The 18,599-nt window shown below is 33.0% G+C and carries 19 protein-coding genes; 7 read left to right on the plus strand and 12 right to left on the minus strand.

From position 1 onward, the window contains the following. Positions 1–10: 10 nt before the first annotated feature. Positions 11–1,195 (plus strand): THUMP-like domain-containing protein, encoded by a 1,185-nt coding sequence (locus tag ABD692_RS00985; RefSeq protein WP_344764230.1) that lies wholly within the window; start codon positions 11–13, stop codon positions 1,193–1,195. A 62-nt stretch (positions 1,196–1,257) separates the two neighbouring features. Here the strand turns inward: ABD692_RS00985 and ABD692_RS00990 are convergent, their stop codons facing one another. The 4 genes from ABD692_RS00990 to ABD692_RS01005 form a co-directional block, all read right to left on the minus strand. Then, entirely contained in the window at positions 1,258–1,455 is a 198-nt protein-coding gene (locus tag ABD692_RS00990) for a cold-shock protein (RefSeq protein WP_316758407.1), read from the minus strand. 196 nt (positions 1,456–1,651) lie between these two features. Continuing rightward, positions 1,652–2,287 carry a peroxiredoxin gene (locus tag ABD692_RS00995; RefSeq protein ID WP_316758405.1) on the minus strand — a complete coding sequence of 212 codons (636 nt, stop codon included), beginning with the start codon at positions 2,285–2,287 and terminating at the stop codon, positions 1,652–1,654. Positions 2,288–2,447: 160 nt separating this feature from the next. Further along, positions 2,448–3,542: a trypsin-like peptidase domain-containing protein gene (locus ABD692_RS01000; RefSeq protein ID WP_344764232.1), complete on the minus strand. Its 1,095-nt coding sequence runs from the start codon at positions 3,540–3,542 to the stop codon at positions 2,448–2,450. A gap of 8 nt (positions 3,543–3,550) precedes the next feature. Beyond that, positions 3,551–4,117, minus strand: a complete 567-nt coding sequence (locus ABD692_RS01005) for an RNA polymerase sigma factor (protein WP_316758401.1) — start codon at positions 4,115–4,117, stop codon at positions 3,551–3,553. 206 nt (positions 4,118–4,323) lie between these two features. On the opposite strand from ABD692_RS01005, the gene ABD692_RS01010 reads away from it, so the two are divergent. The 5 genes from ABD692_RS01010 to ABD692_RS01030 all read left to right on the plus strand — a co-directional run bounded on the left by ABD692_RS01010 (position 4,324) and on the right by ABD692_RS01030 (position 7,265). Beyond that, positions 4,324–4,539, plus strand: a complete 216-nt coding sequence (locus tag ABD692_RS01010; protein ID WP_316758399.1) for a PG1828 family lipoprotein — start codon at positions 4,324–4,326, stop codon at positions 4,537–4,539. 98 nt (positions 4,540–4,637) lie between these two features. Further along, the gene (locus tag ABD692_RS01015) at positions 4,638–4,838 is read left to right on the plus strand and encodes a hypothetical protein (RefSeq protein WP_316758398.1); all 201 of its coding nucleotides are present in this window, start codon (positions 4,638–4,640) and stop codon (positions 4,836–4,838) included. A 95-nt stretch (positions 4,839–4,933) separates the two neighbouring features. Then, positions 4,934–5,146: a hypothetical protein gene (locus tag ABD692_RS01020; protein ID WP_316758396.1), complete on the plus strand. Its 213-nt coding sequence runs from the start codon at positions 4,934–4,936 to the stop codon at positions 5,144–5,146. Between the two features lie 133 nt (positions 5,147–5,279). Continuing rightward, complete coding sequence (purB, locus tag ABD692_RS01025; protein ID WP_344764235.1) at positions 5,280–6,626, plus strand: adenylosuccinate lyase; 1,347 nt, start codon at positions 5,280–5,282, stop codon at positions 6,624–6,626. An 87-nt stretch (positions 6,627–6,713) separates the two neighbouring features. Next, complete coding sequence (locus tag ABD692_RS01030; RefSeq protein ID WP_316758392.1) at positions 6,714–7,265, plus strand: NifU family protein; 552 nt, start codon at positions 6,714–6,716, stop codon at positions 7,263–7,265. Positions 7,266–7,479: 214 nt separating this feature from the next. Here ABD692_RS01030 and ABD692_RS01035 read toward each other — a convergent pair whose 3' ends face one another. The 5 genes from ABD692_RS01035 to ABD692_RS01055 all read right to left on the minus strand — a co-directional run bounded on the left by ABD692_RS01035 (position 7,480) and on the right by ABD692_RS01055 (position 13,569). Next, positions 7,480–8,271, minus strand: coding sequence for an inositol monophosphatase family protein (locus ABD692_RS01035; RefSeq protein WP_316758390.1), 792 nt, complete (start codon positions 8,269–8,271; stop codon positions 7,480–7,482). Positions 8,272–8,329: 58 nt separating this feature from the next. Continuing rightward, on the minus strand, positions 8,330–9,484 hold the full coding sequence (locus ABD692_RS01040; protein WP_344764237.1) for a prolipoprotein diacylglyceryl transferase: 1,155 nt from the start codon (positions 9,482–9,484) through the stop codon (positions 8,330–8,332). 182 nt (positions 9,485–9,666) lie between these two features. Further along, entirely contained in the window at positions 9,667–10,989 is a 1,323-nt protein-coding gene (gene mtaB, locus ABD692_RS01045; RefSeq protein WP_316758385.1) for a tRNA (N(6)-L-threonylcarbamoyladenosine(37)-C(2))-methylthiotransferase MtaB, read from the minus strand. Between the two features lie 97 nt (positions 10,990–11,086). Next, positions 11,087–11,656, minus strand: a complete 570-nt coding sequence (locus ABD692_RS01050; RefSeq protein ID WP_316758384.1) for a UbiX family flavin prenyltransferase — start codon at positions 11,654–11,656, stop codon at positions 11,087–11,089. A gap of 1,040 nt (positions 11,657–12,696) precedes the next feature. Next, positions 12,697–13,569, minus strand: a complete 873-nt coding sequence (locus ABD692_RS01055) for an OmpA family protein (RefSeq protein ID WP_344764239.1) — start codon at positions 13,567–13,569, stop codon at positions 12,697–12,699. 282 nt (positions 13,570–13,851) lie between these two features. On the opposite strand from ABD692_RS01055, the gene ABD692_RS01060 reads away from it, so the two are divergent. Beyond that, complete coding sequence (locus ABD692_RS01060; protein WP_316758380.1) at positions 13,852–14,148, plus strand: RNA recognition motif domain-containing protein; 297 nt, start codon at positions 13,852–13,854, stop codon at positions 14,146–14,148. A gap of 542 nt (positions 14,149–14,690) precedes the next feature. On the opposite strand, the gene ABD692_RS01065 is transcribed toward ABD692_RS01060, so the two are convergent. The 3 genes from ABD692_RS01065 to ABD692_RS01075 form a co-directional block, all read right to left on the minus strand. Beyond that, positions 14,691–14,969 (minus strand): hypothetical protein, encoded by a 279-nt coding sequence (locus ABD692_RS01065; RefSeq protein WP_316758378.1) that lies wholly within the window; start codon positions 14,967–14,969, stop codon positions 14,691–14,693. 97 nt (positions 14,970–15,066) lie between these two features. Continuing rightward, the gene (gene xth, locus ABD692_RS01070; protein ID WP_316758376.1) at positions 15,067–15,837 is read right to left on the minus strand and encodes an exodeoxyribonuclease III; all 771 of its coding nucleotides are present in this window, start codon (positions 15,835–15,837) and stop codon (positions 15,067–15,069) included. A gap of 261 nt (positions 15,838–16,098) precedes the next feature. Then, entirely contained in the window at positions 16,099–18,540 is a 2,442-nt protein-coding gene (locus ABD692_RS01075; RefSeq protein WP_344764241.1) for an outer membrane beta-barrel family protein, read from the minus strand. Positions 18,541–18,599 lie beyond the last annotated feature (59 nt).

The raw sequence follows: 18,599 nt of genomic DNA on the forward strand, positions 1-18,599 counted from the left end.
AGATTTTAGGATGAACAAAAGTATTTTAGATCAAGCTGTACAAGATTATATTGTTACGCATTTAAATACCGATTCGAATGAAATTGCTTTGGCTAAAAGTCCATTTTCTACTGTAAGCTCCGCTGAATTGGCAAATCAAATTTCAGCTAAAAAGAAATCAGAAAAAAAACTACCTACCTGGTATAACGCAGAAGGAATTTATTTCCCTCCTACTTTGTCTATTGAACAAACTTCATCAGAAGTTACAGCAAAATACAAATCTCAATTAACTAAAGGTAAAAATCTAGTCGATTTAACTGGCGGATTTGGAATAGATTCTTTCTACTTCGCTAAAGTTTTAGATCAGGTTATACATTGCGAAATTAATGCCGAATTGTCTGAAATCGCCAGATCAAATGCTCAGGTTCTAAAAGCAAAGAATATTGATTTTAAAGCTATAGATGGCTTAGAGTATATCAAAAAAAGTAAAATTAAATTTGACAATATTTTCATCGATCCAGCCCGAAGAGCAGCAAAAGGAAAGGTTTTCATGCTTAAAGATTGTACGCCTGATGTGGTTAGTAGCCTTGATGAGCTGCTTGATAAATCAGATCGAATTATTATTAAAACGGCACCTCTACTCGATTTAACTGCTGGTTTACAAGAATTAAAATTTGTTAGCGAAATCCATATTGTTAGTGTAAAAAACGAATGCAAAGAATTACTTTGGATAATTGACAAAGATTTTTCTGGAGAACTTAAAATTACCGCTGCAGCAATTAACGAAGAAACGAAGCTTTTCAGCTTTTTAAAATCAGAAATAAATTCATCCCCTTATTTAGCTCAAGAAATTAATTCCTGTAACTACTTATACGAGCCTGATGCAGCGCTATTAAAATCTGGGGCTTTCAATTTAATCGGAAACAGATATCGTTTGCAAAAGCTTCATCACCAAACCCAACTTTATATCTCCGAAAATATTGATGTAAAGTTTCCTGGGAGAATATTTAAAATTAATGAAATAGTATCATCTGGAGATTTGAAGAAACAAAAATCTTTGGTTGGTAATGTTATCGTCAGAAATTATCCTGGTAAAGCAGAAGAACTGGTCAAAAAATTTAAAATTAAAAGTGATAATACACAGTTTTTAATTTTCACTAAAAATAGCAAGGAAGAAAATATTATAATAAGGGCTGAAATTTTGCAGCATTATTAAAAAAGCTTTCTGATATATAACCAGAAAGCTTTTTTAGGGATGTACAATAATATCAATATCGCTTAAACTTTCTTAACGTTTACTGCTTGTAAACCTTTTTTGCCTTCAGCTACTTCAAATTCAACCTGATCGTTTTCTTTTAGACTATCAATTCCGCCTAAAACGTCTTTAAAATGTACAAATAAATCTTTATTGTCTTCTTGAACAATAAATCCAAAGCCCTTTTCTGTGTTAAACCACTTAACTTTTCCCGTAGCCATAAAAAAAATAAAAATATATAAAAAATTAAACCCTTATCGCTCTGTTTCTAACTTTTCTACAACCAATTGAAAATTTAATCAACTAAACAATCAGAATAAGCGCTAATTCAGAAACAAAACTATCAAATATAATAATTTACAGATATATTACAATTGATTTAGCCATAAACTACTGTAATATATTTGTTTTTATCACTTATTTATTCGGCTGAGGAGTAGTTCTCAAATATGGCTTAATAATTTTATGTCCTTTCGGAAATTTCGAAGGTATATCTTCAGTTTTAATACTATTTACAACGATAACATCTTCACCATCTTTCCAATCAGCTGGAGTTGCAACGCTATAGTTTGCTGTTAATTGTAGCGAATCTATAACCCTTAACACTTCGTTAAAATTTCTTCCTGTTGAGGCTGGATAAGTTATAATTAACTTAACCTTTTTGTCTGGACTAATCACGAACAAAGATCTTACAGTTAATGTTTCTGATGCATTTGGATGAATCATATCGTAAAGGTTTGCAACAGTTTTATCGGGATCTGCAATAATCGGAAACTCAACAGAAGTGTTTTGAGTTTCATTAATATCGTTTATCCAGCCCTTGTGCGATTCAGCAGAATCTACACTTATTGCTAATACTTTTACATTGCGTTTTTCAAATTCGCCTTTTAACGCAGCTGTACGCCCAAGTTCGGTTGTACAAACTGGAGTATAATCTGCAGGGTGAGAAAAAAGTACACCCCAGCTATCGCCTAAGTATTCATAAAAATCAATCTCGCCAATTGAGGTATTCGACTGGAAATTTGGTGCGGTATCACCTAATCTTATGCTCATAATAATATTTCTAATTTAAGTTGATTAAAACAAATTTAATAAATTGTATAGTAAATACATAGACAATATATTATTTAGACCTAGATATTATAAAAACATAAAAAAAACCTTGAAGGTTTTGGCCAACAAGGTTTTTAGCATATTAATTTGTTTGGGTAAATTAATTATAAACTTTAATCATGAATACGTAATCCTGAAGTTTTTCGATTTGTTTAGCACGTTTCATACCTGAGAGAACACTTTTCTTATTTACAGATAATTTCTTACCCATCGAATCTTGAGGAATTGCTCTCATGGCTTCTAAAATATATTTCGATTTAATAGCGAACGAAGCACCTTCTGCAGAAGTTTCCTTCCCACTAATGATCCCAACTATATTACCGTTATTATCTAGCAAAGGGCCACCACTATTACCTGGGTTTAAAGGAATAGCAACTTGATATTGAGTTGTATCACCAATAAAACCACTTTTCGAACTTACATAACCTTCACCTAAAACAGCATCATCTTTCGGATAACCCCAAGTGTAAACGTTTTCGCCCACACCAGTGCTGTTTCTTTTAATTGTATAAGGTAATGCAGCTAAATTTTTAAAATTCTTGTCGTCGATTTTCAAAATAGCAATATCATATTCAGGATCTTTCAATACAACTTTAACTTTAAAAGATTCTCCTGTAGAATTTTGAATAAATACAGAATCTGCATCATTAATAACATGCAAATTGGTTGCGATATATCCGTTTGTAGAAACAGCAAAACCCGTACCGCCAAAATTACCAGGATTAGATTGCTTATTTGATGGTAAATTATTGGTACTTATTTTCCTGATTAAATTATTTTGTGTTTTTACCGCATTTGTTACGTTTTTACTTAACTGCACAAATTTATCGGCCTGTTGGCTATTATGTTGTATCGAATAAATAGATACAAACGATAAAACTATAAATGAAGCCGCTACAGCGATTGCAGATCTATGTCTACGCCATAACTGCACAACACGAGAAGGGTGTGGCCCCAACTCAGAAGCTAAAGTTTCAACATCTATCTCAGCATGAATACTTTCTAACTGCTCTTTTAAAAGCAATTGTTGAGCGTATTCCTCCATAGTGTGTAGAAAAACCTTGTGAGAAACCACTTTATGATCTATAGCTGCATCATTACGACGTAACTGTTCAAAAGCCTCAGTTTCTTGCGGGTTAAGTTTACCTAACAGATAATCTTCAATAATTGCATCTAACTCTAAATCGTTTCTCATTTCAATTATTAGTGTTGAAAAAATATTTTCTTTAACCTTTGCAGGCACTTATATTTTTGTGTTTTTGCGTTATCCGTATTGGTGTAACCAAACTTTTCACAAATATCCTGCATGGATAAATTATTAATATAAAAATCCTGAATAATGGTTTTGCATGGCTCTCCGAGATGTTCTAAAGCAGACTGCATTTTAACAAACGCTGCATCTTTCTCTTCATGATGCTCTACATCTTCATCTACAATAAGTATATCTTCATAATCCGTTATATTTCCAGTCTTCTTACTGTTATGCGTTAATTTCTTTAACCAAATTCGCCGACAAACTGAATATATATACGTTTTTAACTTACTGCTCAGTTCAAAATTTCCTTCTTTAACTTTATTATATAAAATAATTATAGCTTCTTGATAAACGTCTTTCGCATCATCTTCATTACCATTATTATTAAGGATAAATTGCAAAACCATCGCAAAATATTCTTTATATAACTTATTAAGTGTATCACTGGAGTTATTTAGAATACCTAAAATAAACTCTCTATCTGTTGTAACTGAACTCTTTAAACCGTTATTCACCAATTAATACGTTTTTCTGTAAATAGTAACCCAATATTAGATAAAAAAAATATTTATAGCTATTAACAATCCATTAATACTATCCACATTAAAACAGTAACCCAATTAGCCAAAAAATATTTTTTATTTTTTTTCAAAATAATCGGGTTACCTTTTTACCTTTGCGGCATTAACAGTAAATTAATTAATACTTAAAAAAATTCAAAATGAAAAATGCATTCAAATTAGGCTTTTTAGCTTTAGCTTTATCTTTATCAGTTGTTGCTTGTAACTCAGAAAAAAAAGCTGAAGGTGCTGATTCAACAGCTGCTGATACTACATTAGCTGCTACTGCTGATTCTGCTGCTGCAACTGTTGATTCAGCTGCTGCTAAAGTTGATTCTGCTGCTGCTAAAGTTGATTCTGCTGCTAAAGCTCACTAGTCAATATTTTAGACACATAAAAAAGGCTTTTGAGTTTTCTCAAAGGCCTTTTTTAATTTTATAACTTTTTAAAATCATTAATTAAAATAATTTGTGTTATGAAAAATGTATTCAAATTTAGTTTTTTGGCCCTGGTCATCTCTATTTCATTCATGGCTTGTAGTTCCGATAAAAAATCAGACGATATCGATACTACATTAGTTGATTCGTCAACAATTGCACCTGTAGCTCCAAAACCAGTCGATACAAACATTGCCGATTCTGTTAAAAAAGACACCACAATAAAATCATTAAATTAATTTTTTAATTATTTTTAAAATAACTGGGTTACCTTTTTAAATTACTGGTATTAACAGGTAATTAATTAATTAAAAAACTCAAAACGAAATTTAAAATGAAAAATGCATTCAAATTAGGCTTTTTAGCTTTAGCTTTATCTTTATCAGTTGTTGCTTGTTCAGAGAAAAAAGCTGAAGGTGCTGATTCTACAGCTGTTGATACTACAGTATCTGCTACAGCTGATTCTGCTGCTGCAACTATGGATTCTGCTGCTAAAACTGTTGATTCTGCTGCTGCTAAAGTTGACTCTGCTGCTAAAGCTCACTAGTTAATATTAAAAAAATCAAAAGGCCTTGAAATTATTTTCAAGGCCTTTTTTGTTTCCATACAATTCTTTACTTAACAAAGTCCTTAAAATCCATCAATTGTAGTAAATTTGCGGCAAAAATATATTCCGCATAATGAATTTAACCTCACTACAAGCAATTTCTCCTGTTGATGGTCGTTACAGAAAAACAACCGAAAGTTTAGCTGCTTATTTTTCAGAAGAAGCATTAATAAAATACCGTGTTTTTGTTGAAATAGAATACTTTATTGCGCTCTGCGAAATTAACCTTCCAGGTTTGGAAAAGTTTGATAGAAAGCTTTATACCGAATTAAGAAAAATCCATGAAAATTTCTCGGAAACAGATGCTTTAGAAATCAAGGAAACGGAAAAAGTAACCAATCATGATGTTAAAGCTGTAGAATATTTTATCAAAAATAAATTTGATGTTTTATCTCTTCAAGATTATAAGGAATTTATTCACTTCGGTTTAACCTCTCAGGATATTAACAATACCGCAATTCCTTATTCTATCAAACTGGCGCTCAACAGGAGCTATTATCCAGCAATTGAATCATTAATCGAAAAAATTAACGCTTTAGCTACAGAATGGAAAGATATTCCAATGTTAGCGCATACTCATGGGCAACCCGCCTCTCCTACTAAATTGGGTAAAGAATTTTTGGTATTTGCAGAACGATTAAGCATCCAGCTTGAAGCACTAAAAGCTGTACCGAATAGTGCTAAATTTGGTGGTGCAACTGGAAATTTCAACGCACATCATATTGCTTATCCGCAGGTTAATTGGATTAATTTCTCTAACGAATTTGTGAATAAAACCTTAGGCTTAACACGTGCACAACATACCACACAAATTGAACATTACGATCAATTTGCGGCTCAATGTGATGCTTTAAAACGTATTAACAACATTATTATTGATTTAGATAGAGATATCTGGACCTATATTTCTAAAAATTATTTCAAACAAAAAATAAAAGCAGGTGAAATAGGCTCTTCTGCTATGCCTCATAAAGTTAATCCGATCGATTTTGAAAATGCAGAAGGAAACGCAGGAATTGCAAATGCTTTGTTTGAATTTTTTGCAGCTAAATTACCAATTTCTCGATTACAGCGAGATTTAACAGACTCAACTGTATTGAGAAATGTTGGAGTTCCGTTTGGTCATACTTTAATTGCTATTAACGCTACTTTGCGTGGCTTGAATAAGATTTTATTAAATGAAGCAGCTTTGCACGCAGATTTAGATGATAACTGGGCAGTGGTTGCAGAAGCAATTCAGACCGTTTTACGTAGAGAAAATTTTCCAAATCCTTACGAAGCTTTGAAAGAGTTGACCAGAACAAATACTAAAATTAATGCAACTAGTATCGCTGATTTTATAGATGGTTTAGCTGTTGCAGAAAATGTTAAATTTCAATTAAGAACAATTACACCATTTAATTACACTGGTGTTTTTTAATCAAATTAAATTGACGATAAACAGACAGCATAGAAAAGCTTTATTAATCAGTATTTGTTAATTTTGTTTATTCAAAAAGATTAAGACATGACCATTAACGTATATACAGAACAAACTCCTAATCCAGCTACCATGAAATTTATGGTTAACAAGCTGTTAATTAATGGAAGTGAAGATTTTGCAACCAAAGAAAGTGCAGATCATTCACCTTTTGCAAAAGAGTTATTCAAATTCAATTTTGTTTCTGGTGTATTTTTCGCCAGTAACTTTGTTACAGTAACTAAAACAGACGATGCAGAATGGGCAGATATTGAAGCCATTTTGAAGGAATTTGTAAAAGGTGCTGTTGAATCAGAATTAAAAATTAAAGAAGATACTTCGGAAGAAGCGCCTAACTTTGAAGGTTCTGAGACTGAAATAAAGATTCAACAAATACTTCACGACTATGTTCGTCCTGCAGTTGAGCAAGATGGCGGTGCGATTACCTACAAATCTTTTGATGAAGGCGTTGTAACCGTTGAGCTTCGTGGCTCTTGCAGTGGTTGTCCTTCTTCTACAATTACATTAAAATCAGGCATTCAGAATTTATTACAAAGAATGGTTCCTGAAGTTACAGATGTAGTTTCGGAAGCATTATAATTGCGCATTTTTCAATTTAAATATAAAATGGCTAACCGATTTGGTTGGCCATTTTTCGTTTACGATATTTGTGTTATTTAATTCTCCCTGCTAATTACGGAGATTATCGCAGATATAATCATGCTCAGAGTGATAATTATGCTGAAATTATACCCGCATCGCTAATGGATAGCCGTCAGTTTTTCTGCATTCGATAATGCAATGCGTTAGAGATTTAAGCAAAATGCCTTTTAATAGCTTCTATTAATTCGGCACTAAGTTTTCCGTTGGTTGCAACAATTTCTCGTGTATTAAAAAAATCGTCACCACCAGAGAAGTTATAAACCTCTCCCCCAGCTTGCTGAACAATAAAACAACCTCCTGCAAAATCCCAAGGTTGCAAATTATATTCAAAAAAAGCATCAAAGCGCCCGCATGCTACGTAAATTAAATCAGTCGCCGCCGAACCCATTCTACGTAAACCATGGGTTTTTTGCATCATTTCTGACAATAATTGTAAGTATTGATCCTGTTTATCAAATTGATAATAAGGAAAACCAGTTGCCAATAAGCTCGATTTCAAATCAGGATTAACAGAAACCTGGATCTCTTTCTTATTCATAAAAGCAGGACCACCTTTATAAGAATAAAACATCTCACCCCGATTTAACTCATAAACCACGCCCAACACGGCCTTATCATCCTCGTATAGGGCAACACTAATTGCATAAGTAGGCAAACCATGAATAAAATTAGTTGTGCCATCTAAAGGATCAATTATCCACTTGTAGGTTTTACCTTCGCGATTAATCGTTTTTTCTTCAGTTAAAAACCCCACATCAGGGATCAGTTTTTCCAGGTTTTGAACAAGTTTCTGTTCTGCAGTTTTATCTACATACGAAACCATATCATTTAAACCTTTGTACTCTATTTTATTAGCATCAAATTGCATGGCTTCCTTACGGATAAAATTTCCTGTAAGCCTAACTATTGATATCACTTTATTGCATAGTAATTCGTAATTCATGGTTATTTAACAACAAAATATATTTTTGCTGACGTTTTAAAATGAATTTATTAAAAAATTAGGCTAACTTATTCTTATTCCTCAAAGCATAAATACTCAATGCAATGCCGCCAACTACAAGGAAAGTAGAAATCATTTCTGCCTGTGTAAATGGCGGTAAGCCAAGAACGTGATATTTTGAGTTTACACGAATTAATTCGATACAGAAACGTTCTACACCATTTAAGATCATATAAATACCAAACATTAATCCTGGCGCATTAATTCTATCTCTTATCTTCCAAAGGAAAGCGAATAAAATTAAGCAAACGATAACTTCATAAATTGGAGTTGGATAAACGCCCTGAGCAAGTTCATTACAAAATTTTCCAGCACCACATCCTGGAATAGGAATTCCCTCACCCACTACATTATTAGGATATTTATAAGACCAAAGCCAATCTGGCAACCATGAAAACGGTTTCGGATTAGAATTTACAATTCCCCAATCGCCATCACCTGATAAATGACAACCAATGCGACCAACAGCGTACGCTAACATCATTCCTGGACCACCAACATCTAACATATGCAATGGCTTAATTCCGTTTCGTTTAGCAATGATTAATACTGCCGCGCCTCCACAAATTAATCCGCCGTAAAAGGTTAAACCGCTGAAAGATAAAAGCCTTTCTATTGGATGTTGAACAAAATCATCCCAGTATTCTAAATTATCGAAAAACTTAGCGCCTAAAAAGCCCCAAACAGCAGCCCAAACAATTAAGTTACTCATTAATTGATATGGATGAACAGTTACCATAGTTTCTTTTGGGGATGCTAATTTATGCTTATCCTTTTCTTTGTAATCCCAGTATGCAAATAAACAACCCAGTAAAATACCGCCAATAACATTTCCTTTTGCAGACATTAGAACGGATTGCGCATCATTAACAAAAAGTTTATAGTTTAAAAGCGCATAAATTAATTTGTAGCCAATTATAAAACCAAATAGTCCGTTTAACAGCATTTCGGACGTAGTTGCTTGCTTCCCAATTATAATTTTTTTCTTAAAAGGATGAAGAATGCCTAAAGCTTCTTTTCGTTTTAATTCTTGAGTAAATGCCCAGTAACCTGCAACAAATGCAAGCGCTACAAAAACACCGAAAGTATTAAAAGGAAGTGGCAAATTAATACCAAAAAGATATTCTAAAAAGTGCGAAACGGTAGGAAACATACAAATAATTTGAAGCGAAGATAGTAAAGAAAGCGTAAAGCAGAAAGCATTTTGGTGAAAGCTGGAAGACTAAAGATAAAAGGCCCTAGCTAAAATTGGATTAACCAGAATCTCTTTTATTTCAAAATGAATTCTTTTGAATTTTATTTATAATCCGCCTTATTACTCAATAATAATAAATATTAATGATGAGCATAAGTTGTTTCTAATTCAGCTACCTCAACCTCTCCATCGGCAGTCATCTCTAAAAGCTTAACTGCTTTAAGTTCGTTTACCATAATTGGGTCGTATTTTGCACGAACTTTTACATAATTTTTAGTAAAACCGTGCATATAACCCATTTTTTGATCAGCTTCGAAAAGTACTTCAGCTTCGCTACCAATTTGTGATTGATAAAAAGCTCTTCGTTTTTTATCAGATAAAATATGAAGCATTTTACTTCGCTCGTTGCGTTCGCTACCTGCAACAACGCCTTTCATTTCTGCAGCTGCTGTTAATTCGCGTTCAGAGTAAGTAAATACATGTAAATAGGAAATATCCAGTTGATTTAGGAATTGATAAGTATCTAAGAAATCTTCTTTCGTTTCGCCAGGGAAGCCCACAATAACATCTACACCAATGCAGCAATTTGGCATTACTTCTTTAATTTTGGCAACACGCTCTACATATAAATCTCTGCGGTAACGACGACGCATTAAACCTAGAATTTTATCAGAACCAGATTGTAAAGGAATATGAAAATGAGGTACAAATCTTTTTGAAGTTGAGATAAATTCAATGATTTCGTTACTTAGAAGATTTGGCTCTATTGATGAAATACGGATTCTTTCAATACCTTCCACCTCATCAAGCGCTTTAACTAAATCGAAAAATTTATCTTCACGCTGACCGTTTCTTAGACCGAAATCGCCAAGATTAACACCTGTTAGCACAATTTCTTTAACCCCGCCTTCGGCTATCATTTTAGCCCGATTAACAACATTTTCAATTGTATCGCTACGGCTTGCCCCGCGAGCTAAAGGAATGGTACAATAAGTACACGGATAATCGCAACCATCTTGAACTTTTAAGAAAGTCCGGGTTCTATCTCCAATTGAGTAAGAAGCAATAAAATTATGGTTAACCTTTTCTATATTTTGCTGATGAACAATAGCTTTAGGGTTTTTAGTTAAATCAGAAATATACTCAACAATTCTGAATTTTTCTGCGGCTCCCAAAACCATATCAACGCCTTCTATCTCGGCAATTTCTTGTGGTTTTAATTGTGCATAACAACCTACAATGGTTACGTAAGCATTTGGAGAATGCTTTAAAGCTTCTTTAACAACTTTACGGCACTTTTTATCGGCATGGTCGGTTACAGAACATGTATTAATAACATATACATCAGCAGCATCCTGAAATTCGACAACGGCATAACCTGCATCGGTGAATAAACGACCAATGGTAGATGTTTCAGAGAAATTTAATTTACAACCAAGTGTATAAAATGCGACCTTTTTCATTAGCCTGCAAAGATACAATTTTCACTTTAGATTGTTGATTTACGATTTTAGATTAAAATATACTTACAGTAAGATAACAATTGCGCTTTCGAAAACGCTAATTTTCATTCCAGCGATAGCTATCCTGCTCAAAACCTGCTAAATCTAAAACTCTGCTAACAACAGTTTTGGCTACTTCTTCTATCGATTTTGGTAAACTATAAAATGATGGATTAGCAGGACAAATAATTCCGCCAGCTTCCGTTACCGTTTTCATATTATTAATATGAATTAAACTAAAAGGTGTATCACGAACTACGGCAATTAACTTCCTGCGTTCTTTCAAAACAACATCTGCAGCTCTCGAAATTAAATCGTTAGAAATTCCATGGGCAATTCTACCTAAAGTACCCATAGAACAAGGCGCAATAATCATAGTATCATATTTTGCAGAACCAGAAGCAAATGGCGCATTAAAATCGTTTTTATTGTAAAACGTAAAGGCATTATAATCGAGATAGTTTTGGTTACCCAATTCGAACTGCCAAACTTCCTTGGCGTTATCGCTCATTACAACTCCAACGGCTTCTATTTGATCAGAAAGTTTAACCAGCTCATCAAACAAAACCTTTGCATAAACCGAGCCGCTGGCACCTGTAATAGCAACAATTATTTTTTTCTTAATCATAACAAGCAAAAGTAAGATTAATTGAGCAGACAAAACAAAAAAGGGCCAGAACAAAGTTCTGACCCTACATCTACCTATGAAAAACATACCCTCGAAAGGGTAAGAACAAATATATATATTTTTTTAAAAAAAGATAATTGTTAAGTGTTAAATTGAGTAAAAGACACATTGAATGTTAAAATAACATTATAATACACTGTATATGAGCATTATAAAAACACCAAGACACACAATAGTTAAGCGGTAAAACAGCTAAAATTACACTAAGCGTATAGTATATGTAATTAAAAACACTTGTAAAAGTCTGCGTAGATATACTTTAAAAATAAAATCAAATCAATATTGAAATCTATAAACTTAATTTTTGAGGGCTTCGAAAGTAAAACTGAGGGTTTTAGTAGCTTTTCTGACTAAATTAGAATTAACTATTTCTTGTGGATTTGACTAATTAACACTCGATCAGATCATTCATCACCTTATCATTTTCGTATTCCGTGGGTAATCTTCCATTAACATACTCATTATAAAGCCAAGGGTGACCAATTGCTAAACATGTAAGATATTATCCTAATAAATTTTAGTCCAAATTTACTGCGTAGAATATTTAAATGTTTTAAATCTGTATTTGCGCTATCTTTCGCCATAACAGAAATTACAGCCTAACTTAACTCAATTCGCTCATTTTAAGGGATATTAAAATATTCAAACTCATTTACAAAATTGGATACTTATTGCGTCAAAAAATATATTTCAAAATCATTAAAATTAACATCTTGTACCAATAATTTTAGAAATGTCAAAAAAAAGCCTCGATTTAAATGAGGGCACTGAAAAACTAGCCATTTAAAAAGGGCTTATGGAATAAAACATTCATAAGCCCTTTTCTTTATGATATTCGCAATCTCTTAAATTCTATTTTCCATTTAGAGGATTCTAAGAGGCCTTATCTACCATTTTTTCTGAATATTTAATACGACATTTTTAACAAGGACTTTTTCAGTGCCCTCATTTAAATCGAGGCTTTTTTTGATTAATAATAACTATTGTTTCGGAGCATCAGTAGTTTTAGGTGCTTTACCGATTAAATCCATAAATTGATCTAATTTCGGAGTGATGATAATCTGAGTTCTTCTGTTTTTTGTTTTGCCTGCAGTCGTACTATTGTCTGCGATTGGATTAAACTCTCCTCTACCTCCTGCTGTCAATCTTTTCGGATCGACACCATACTTTGATTGCAGTGCCTGAACGACAGATGACGCTCTTAAAGCACTTAAATCCCAGTTGTTTCTAATATTAACCTGGGTAATTGGTACATTATCTGTATTACCTTCAATTAATACATCATAAGTATCGTAATCTTTAATGATTTTGGCAATTTTGTTAAGTGTTTCATTTGCTTTATCAGAAACTTCGTAACTACCTGATTTATAAAGCATATTATCGGCTAATGAAATATAAACAACTCCCTTAAGCACCTGAACGTCAACATCGCCCAGCTCTTCTCTACTTAAAGAACGTGTTAAATTATTTGTTAACACCATATTAAGCGAATCGCTTTTGCTTTTGGTATTTATTAATTGTTTGATGTACTGGTTAGAACTATTAATTTCATCAACTAACTTAGATATATTAACATTTCCTTGATTACTAGAACTTAAACATTTGTTTAATGCCTCTTGAAGGGCAACTCTGTTTGCCTTTTCAGAAGCTATTTGCTCTTCTAAACTTTTAGAACGGCTGTTTGCTCCAGAAAGCTCTCTTTGACTATCCTGATATTTATTACTAAGTTCCTGATTGCGCTCACGCAGCTTATCAAATGTTGATTGCAGTTCTGTGTATTTTTTATTACTTACACAACTTGAAATCAAAAGTATCGAGAGAAACATTAATGGGATTGATTTGTAAAGTTTCATAACTTCTTATTTATTTTAAGATTATAAATTTTTATATAATCAATTACAACAATCGGTCCCTTTTAAAGTTTTGATTAAAAAATTAAGCATTATTAACTTTAAATCAATCCATTAGTTAAAAAAAGTTAATTGTTATGAAAGGTTTTAATTTAGAAAGTTAATGTGATGCCCGAAAACTTAACACGCTTAACTACAAAACAATTAAGTTATTTATAGGCTTGATTTATCTCCTTAAAAAAATTAACTTGCAGAATTTTACAACCTAAAACAAATTTACCTCTAATGACGAAACTCTTTGTCGGCGGGCTTAGGCCTGATGTAAGTGAAATGGACTTGGCAATGCTTATTGGCTTGTATTGCACTATTGAAACGATAAAAGTTGTTCGTGATCGGGCTACTCACAAATGTAAAGGATATGCTTTTGTAGAAATGCTGAAAGTTGAAGACGCACAAAAGGTTATTTCGAATCTTAATGGCGAAACATTTAAAGGAAATGTTCTAAATATTAAAATTTCGGAAGAAGAACCTCCCAAAAAACCTGGCTTCCAAAAATTTGCTGCAAAGAGAACATCTAAGTAATTTTACATCTGCTACAATATTAAATACACAATAACCATCTGTAATCTAATTATCTAGTTATAAAACATAAAAATTCAGAATAAAACTTGTTCTGGATTTTTTTTGCCTACTCTTAAATAGAATTAAAAATACTTTTGACGTAAGAAAATAAATACCTAAACTTACAATTCATTAATTATTGTTGAGAGACTCTGATTAATTGTTTGTTAAATGCAGGATATTAATTTATCCTGCATTTGTTGTTTATACCTTATCAATAGTATTCTTAATTTCCACTTAGAGAAAATAGAATGAATTAGTTTCTGCAGATTTTTTTTTGCAAATACCGCAATTTAATATGGCTGTATTAACGGATACTGTTTACGTTAGATTGAAAAAAAAACTTGACAAAGGCATTCATCATTCAGATCTTTAAACATTAAAATTATTTGGTAAGGGATTAAAAAAAATGTTTTGAAGAAAACATTTAAGGTAATTTATATCGAAGGATAAGCACGTAAGATACAGGAAGCTTTATACTTCCTGCAGATATCATTTTGCTATTATTTGCTTAGAGAAGAGTACCAGTTTATTGGATGGGAGCGTAAATTCATTCCATCACTTTCAATATGATAAAGAATAATTGGAATCGTAAAATCAACAAGTTTTTCTACCTTTTTAGACAAACTGCCTAAAAAATCGATACTCGAAATACCTTCTTTAAGATGTATATAAATAACAGTTGCTGTTTTAAATTCAAATCTTTCGATTTTCCCTGGCCATTCAGATTTAATTTTATTCAAGAAGGCCGTAATTTTCTTTTCGTCTTTCAAGTTTTCCATAAGCTTTAGGTTATTTTTAACGCTTTAAATTAGCAAAATATTTTGCGCTTGCGTAACCTGTAACAGATAGAATACAAAAAGTTTACAGATGGCTTATTTACTTAATTTCTATCCAAACTGGGCCATGATCGCTGCTTTTCTCCCAACCACGAACGTTTTTATCTACACCAGCAGAAACTAATCTATCTTTTAGTAAAGGACTCAACAAGAAATGATCAATACGTAAACCAGCATCTCTTCCATACGCATTGCGGAAGTAATCCCAAAAAGTGTAAATCGTTTCTGTCGGATAAATTTTTCGTATGGCATCCGTCCAACCTTGAGCAATCAAACTATTAAAAGCAGCCCTAACTTCTGGGCGAAAAAGCGCATCATCAACCCAACGCTCGGGCTTGTAAGCATCCAATTCTGTTGGAATTACATTGTAATCGCCACAAATAACAACTGGCAAGTTATATGTTAAAAGTTTGGCGGCGTGTGCGGTTAAACGCTCAAACCATGCAAGTTTATATTCTAACTTTGGCCCTGGCGCAGGATTACCGTTCGGCAGATACAGGCAAGCAACGACAACGTCATCAATCATAGCTTCTATATATCGGCTTTGTAAATCCTCATCATCGCCAGAAAGTCCGCGTTTCAATTCTTTAATTTCTTTGTTCTTCGCTAAAATAGCAACCCCGTTCCAGCTTTTCTGCCCGTGCCAAATGGCATTATACCCTGCAGCATTAATCGCTTCTATTGGAAATTTTTCATCTGGCGCTTTAAGTTCCTGTAAACAGGCAACATCGGGTTGAGTTTCGGCCAACCAACGAAGTAATACTGGAAGGCGACCATTAATTCCATTAACATTATAAGTTGCAATTTTCATTAGAATAAGCTTTAAAATTCAATACTTATAATGATAAAGAAATCGAAACAGAATGCAAAGAAATTCCCAGTTATATTTTTCAGAAAAACACAATTAATGCTGTAGCATTATTTCTTTACGTATCGTTTTATATAAAAAACTGAATATGAAAAAGAAAACCATATTTGTACTTCAGGCAATTGTTTGCGTATTAATCATTGCTACAATTTTTCATGCCTTTAAAAATTAAGGCTTAGTTTTTTAAAAAACTAAGCCTTAATTTTATCCTCCCGATTTACTTCCACTACTTTTCACATCATCGTTACTGATGCTTCTCTGACTCTTTTTAATGGAATCTTTCAGTTTTCCAAACTTCCAGTTTAAGCTCACATTAATCGAACGATTATAATTCTGTCCTCTGTAAGTTTGAGTAAAATTTGGGCCTTCTAAAAAGGTTTCATAATATCTGTATTTAGCAAATGGGTTATTAACGCCTGCTGATAAAGTCAGCTTATCCTTAATAATTTCTTTACTTCCGCTAAACGACATAAAATAATACTCGCCCGATTTTCCTTGCAACAATACATCTGGAGCACTATAATTAAAACTTGCATTTGCCCTCCACTGGTGCTCGAATTTGTAACCCGTGTTTACATAAAAGTAACCAGTTACACCCTCGTTTTTGGTTAAAGCGCCATTAATTGCCCCTTCTAACCATTTGTAACCTATATTGCCACTTAAGCTTAAATTCCATTTTGGCGTTAGCGGATAATTAATATTTAAATTGGCTATTAAGGTTTTGTCTTTACCAATGTTTGCAAAAGTGCTTCGGGTTATTTTATCTACATCGTTGTAAACTGCAATATTTTGAATTGTGTTATTCGCAAAATTATAACTTACGCCTACGTTAATCGAACCTTTTTTAAACTTGCTGTAAGTAAGTTCAAAGTTATTGCTTAAAACTGCTTCCAGGTCAGGATTTCCTGTTGATTCGTAATTTGGAGTAGATCGATCTACAAAAGGGTTCAAATTATCAATTCCCGGCCTTTCGATGCGTTGTGTATAACCAAAGTTTAAATTACTCTGATCTTTAAATTTACGATTTACAGAAAATGATGGGATAATATTAAAATAATTGTTGTTTACATTTGACGAGTTACTGATAAAGTCGGCTTTTACAAAAGTTTCTTCGATTCTAACGCCAGCCTTAAATCCCCAATTGGTTAAGTTGTAAGAATATGAATTGTAAGCACTAATCACATCTTGATTGTTGTTAAAAATATTTGTTCTAGTCGGATCTATTTCATAATTCCCAGCAATGTTATTGAACCTACGATATTCAAAATTACTATTGTTATCTCTTAAAATCCCCTTAACACCACCTTCTATATTTAATTTTTTAACTGGATGAACATAATCTAATTGAATGGTTTGTTCTCTCGATCGACTATCATTTTGCTGAATGTAATTTGGATCGTTATAATTTTGGCGATTACTAAAACTCAAATCGTTTTTTTGAGGATTATTGCCGTTACTATATTTGTAAGAGAAAGTTAATAACCTTTCTTTATTACTTTTAAAGCCTAGCTGGTAATTCAGCGTCATATCTAAACCACTCCAATCGAATCGGTTTTGACTAAGTAAATCGTAAGCAGTAACTGAAGCAGGACTTGCCAACCTAAATATTTGAGTATTGGTCGATTTATTATAGCCACTGTAAGGGTTAATTTCGGCAGTAATTAAATTTAAAGTATCAATTTCGAAACTCAATTCAGCACCACCATAACGATAATTATTATCGAATTTTCGGCGGCCTATATTTAATAATTCTGATGGATTTGCACCAGTCGTTAATCTGGAGTTTATATTTTCAGTTTCAGGCGAACTGTAAAACCCTGTCCCTCCGTAAGCTGTAATACCAAATTTACCCTGTTTTACAGTTACAAAACCACCAATACCTGGTCCGCCTACAGGAAATTGATGACGAAGATTTAAGCTTCCATTATAGCCATTATCAATCTTTTTATTGGTAATAATATTGATAATGCCAGCAAGTCCTTCGCTATCATACTTAGCTGGTGGCGTTGTAATTACTTCAATTTTTTGAATAGATGAAGCAGGCATACTGCGAAGAACATCTTTTGGACTTCTGGCAACCATGCTGGATGGTTTTCCATTGATTAAGATTTTGTAATTACCACTTCCTTTTAGCTTAATATTATCGTCAGCATCAAGAGAGAGCAAAGGAACCTTACGCATCATATCTAATGCCGTTAAAACTTTGCTTTCAGGATCTGCCTGAATATCATAACTAATCCGATCAACTTCTTGCTTTATAATCGGTCGTAAAGCTGAAACAGAAACATCTGCCAAGTTATTGGTTTGAGAAGCAAGTGCAATTTGGCCAACATTAACAGCAACATTCCCCTCCTTAAGTTCGGCAGCAATTGTTTTCGAGGTATAACCAACTGCGATTGCTGTTAAAGTATACTTACCAAAAGGGATTTTTTCGAAAGTAAATTGTCCGTTTTCGGGTGTAATCGTGGTTTTAAATACCACACCATCCTTTTTCACCGCAACAGTAATAAATTCGATGGGTTTTTTAGAGGCTGAATCAATTACGCTTCCCTTAATTATGCCTGATGGCACCTGGGCTAGCGAAATAAATGGAAGAATACTTAAAAATAACAGCGTTGAGAACGTGTAGTAGATGGTTTTTCTCATAAAGAATAGGATTAGCAAATAATTTATTTTTTGTTTTTCATTGAGATGTAAGTAGCACT

It is taken from the genome of Pedobacter ginsengiterrae (genome assembly GCF_039537385.1).
Taxonomy (GTDB): Bacteria; Bacteroidota; Bacteroidia; order Sphingobacteriales; family Sphingobacteriaceae; genus Pedobacter; species Pedobacter ginsengiterrae.

What these genes read in the sequence shown, in the direction of transcription:
- ABD692_RS00985 (WP_344764230.1), top strand. Translation starts at nt 11, where the DNA reads ATGAACAAAAGTATTTTAGATCAAGCTGTACAAGATTATATTGTTACG.
- ABD692_RS00990 (WP_316758407.1), bottom strand. Translation starts at nt 1,455, where the DNA reads ATGGCTACGGGAAAAGTTAAGTGGTTTAACACAGAAAAGGGCTTTGGA.
- ABD692_RS00995 (WP_316758405.1), bottom strand. Translation starts at nt 2,287, where the DNA reads ATGAGCATAAGATTAGGTGATACCGCACCAAATTTCCAGTCGAATACC.
- ABD692_RS01000 (WP_344764232.1), bottom strand. Translation starts at nt 3,542, where the DNA reads ATGAGAAACGATTTAGAGTTAGATGCAATTATTGAAGATTATCTGTTA.
- ABD692_RS01010 (WP_316758399.1), top strand. Translation starts at nt 4,324, where the DNA reads ATGAAAAATGCATTCAAATTAGGCTTTTTAGCTTTAGCTTTATCTTTA.
- ABD692_RS01015 (WP_316758398.1), top strand. Translation starts at nt 4,638, where the DNA reads ATGAAAAATGTATTCAAATTTAGTTTTTTGGCCCTGGTCATCTCTATT.
- ABD692_RS01020 (WP_316758396.1), top strand. Translation starts at nt 4,934, where the DNA reads ATGAAAAATGCATTCAAATTAGGCTTTTTAGCTTTAGCTTTATCTTTA.
- purB (WP_344764235.1), top strand. Translation starts at nt 5,280, where the DNA reads ATGAATTTAACCTCACTACAAGCAATTTCTCCTGTTGATGGTCGTTAC.
- ABD692_RS01030 (WP_316758392.1), top strand. Translation starts at nt 6,714, where the DNA reads ATGACCATTAACGTATATACAGAACAAACTCCTAATCCAGCTACCATG.
- ABD692_RS01035 (WP_316758390.1), bottom strand. Translation starts at nt 8,271, where the DNA reads ATGAATTACGAATTACTATGCAATAAAGTGATATCAATAGTTAGGCTT.
- ABD692_RS01040 (WP_344764237.1), bottom strand. Translation starts at nt 9,484, where the DNA reads ATGTTTCCTACCGTTTCGCACTTTTTAGAATATCTTTTTGGTATTAAT.
- mtaB (WP_316758385.1), bottom strand. Translation starts at nt 10,989, where the DNA reads ATGAAAAAGGTCGCATTTTATACACTTGGTTGTAAATTAAATTTCTCT.
- ABD692_RS01050 (WP_316758384.1), bottom strand. Translation starts at nt 11,656, where the DNA reads ATGATTAAGAAAAAAATAATTGTTGCTATTACAGGTGCCAGCGGCTCG.
- ABD692_RS01055 (WP_344764239.1), bottom strand. Translation starts at nt 13,569, where the DNA reads ATGAAACTTTACAAATCAATCCCATTAATGTTTCTCTCGATACTTTTG.
- ABD692_RS01060 (WP_316758380.1), top strand. Translation starts at nt 13,852, where the DNA reads ATGACGAAACTCTTTGTCGGCGGGCTTAGGCCTGATGTAAGTGAAATG.
- ABD692_RS01065 (WP_316758378.1), bottom strand. Translation starts at nt 14,969, where the DNA reads ATGGAAAACTTGAAAGACGAAAAGAAAATTACGGCCTTCTTGAATAAA.
- xth (WP_316758376.1), bottom strand. Translation starts at nt 15,837, where the DNA reads ATGAAAATTGCAACTTATAATGTTAATGGAATTAATGGTCGCCTTCCA.
- ABD692_RS01075 (WP_344764241.1), bottom strand. Translation starts at nt 18,540, where the DNA reads ATGAGAAAAACCATCTACTACACGTTCTCAACGCTGTTATTTTTAAGT.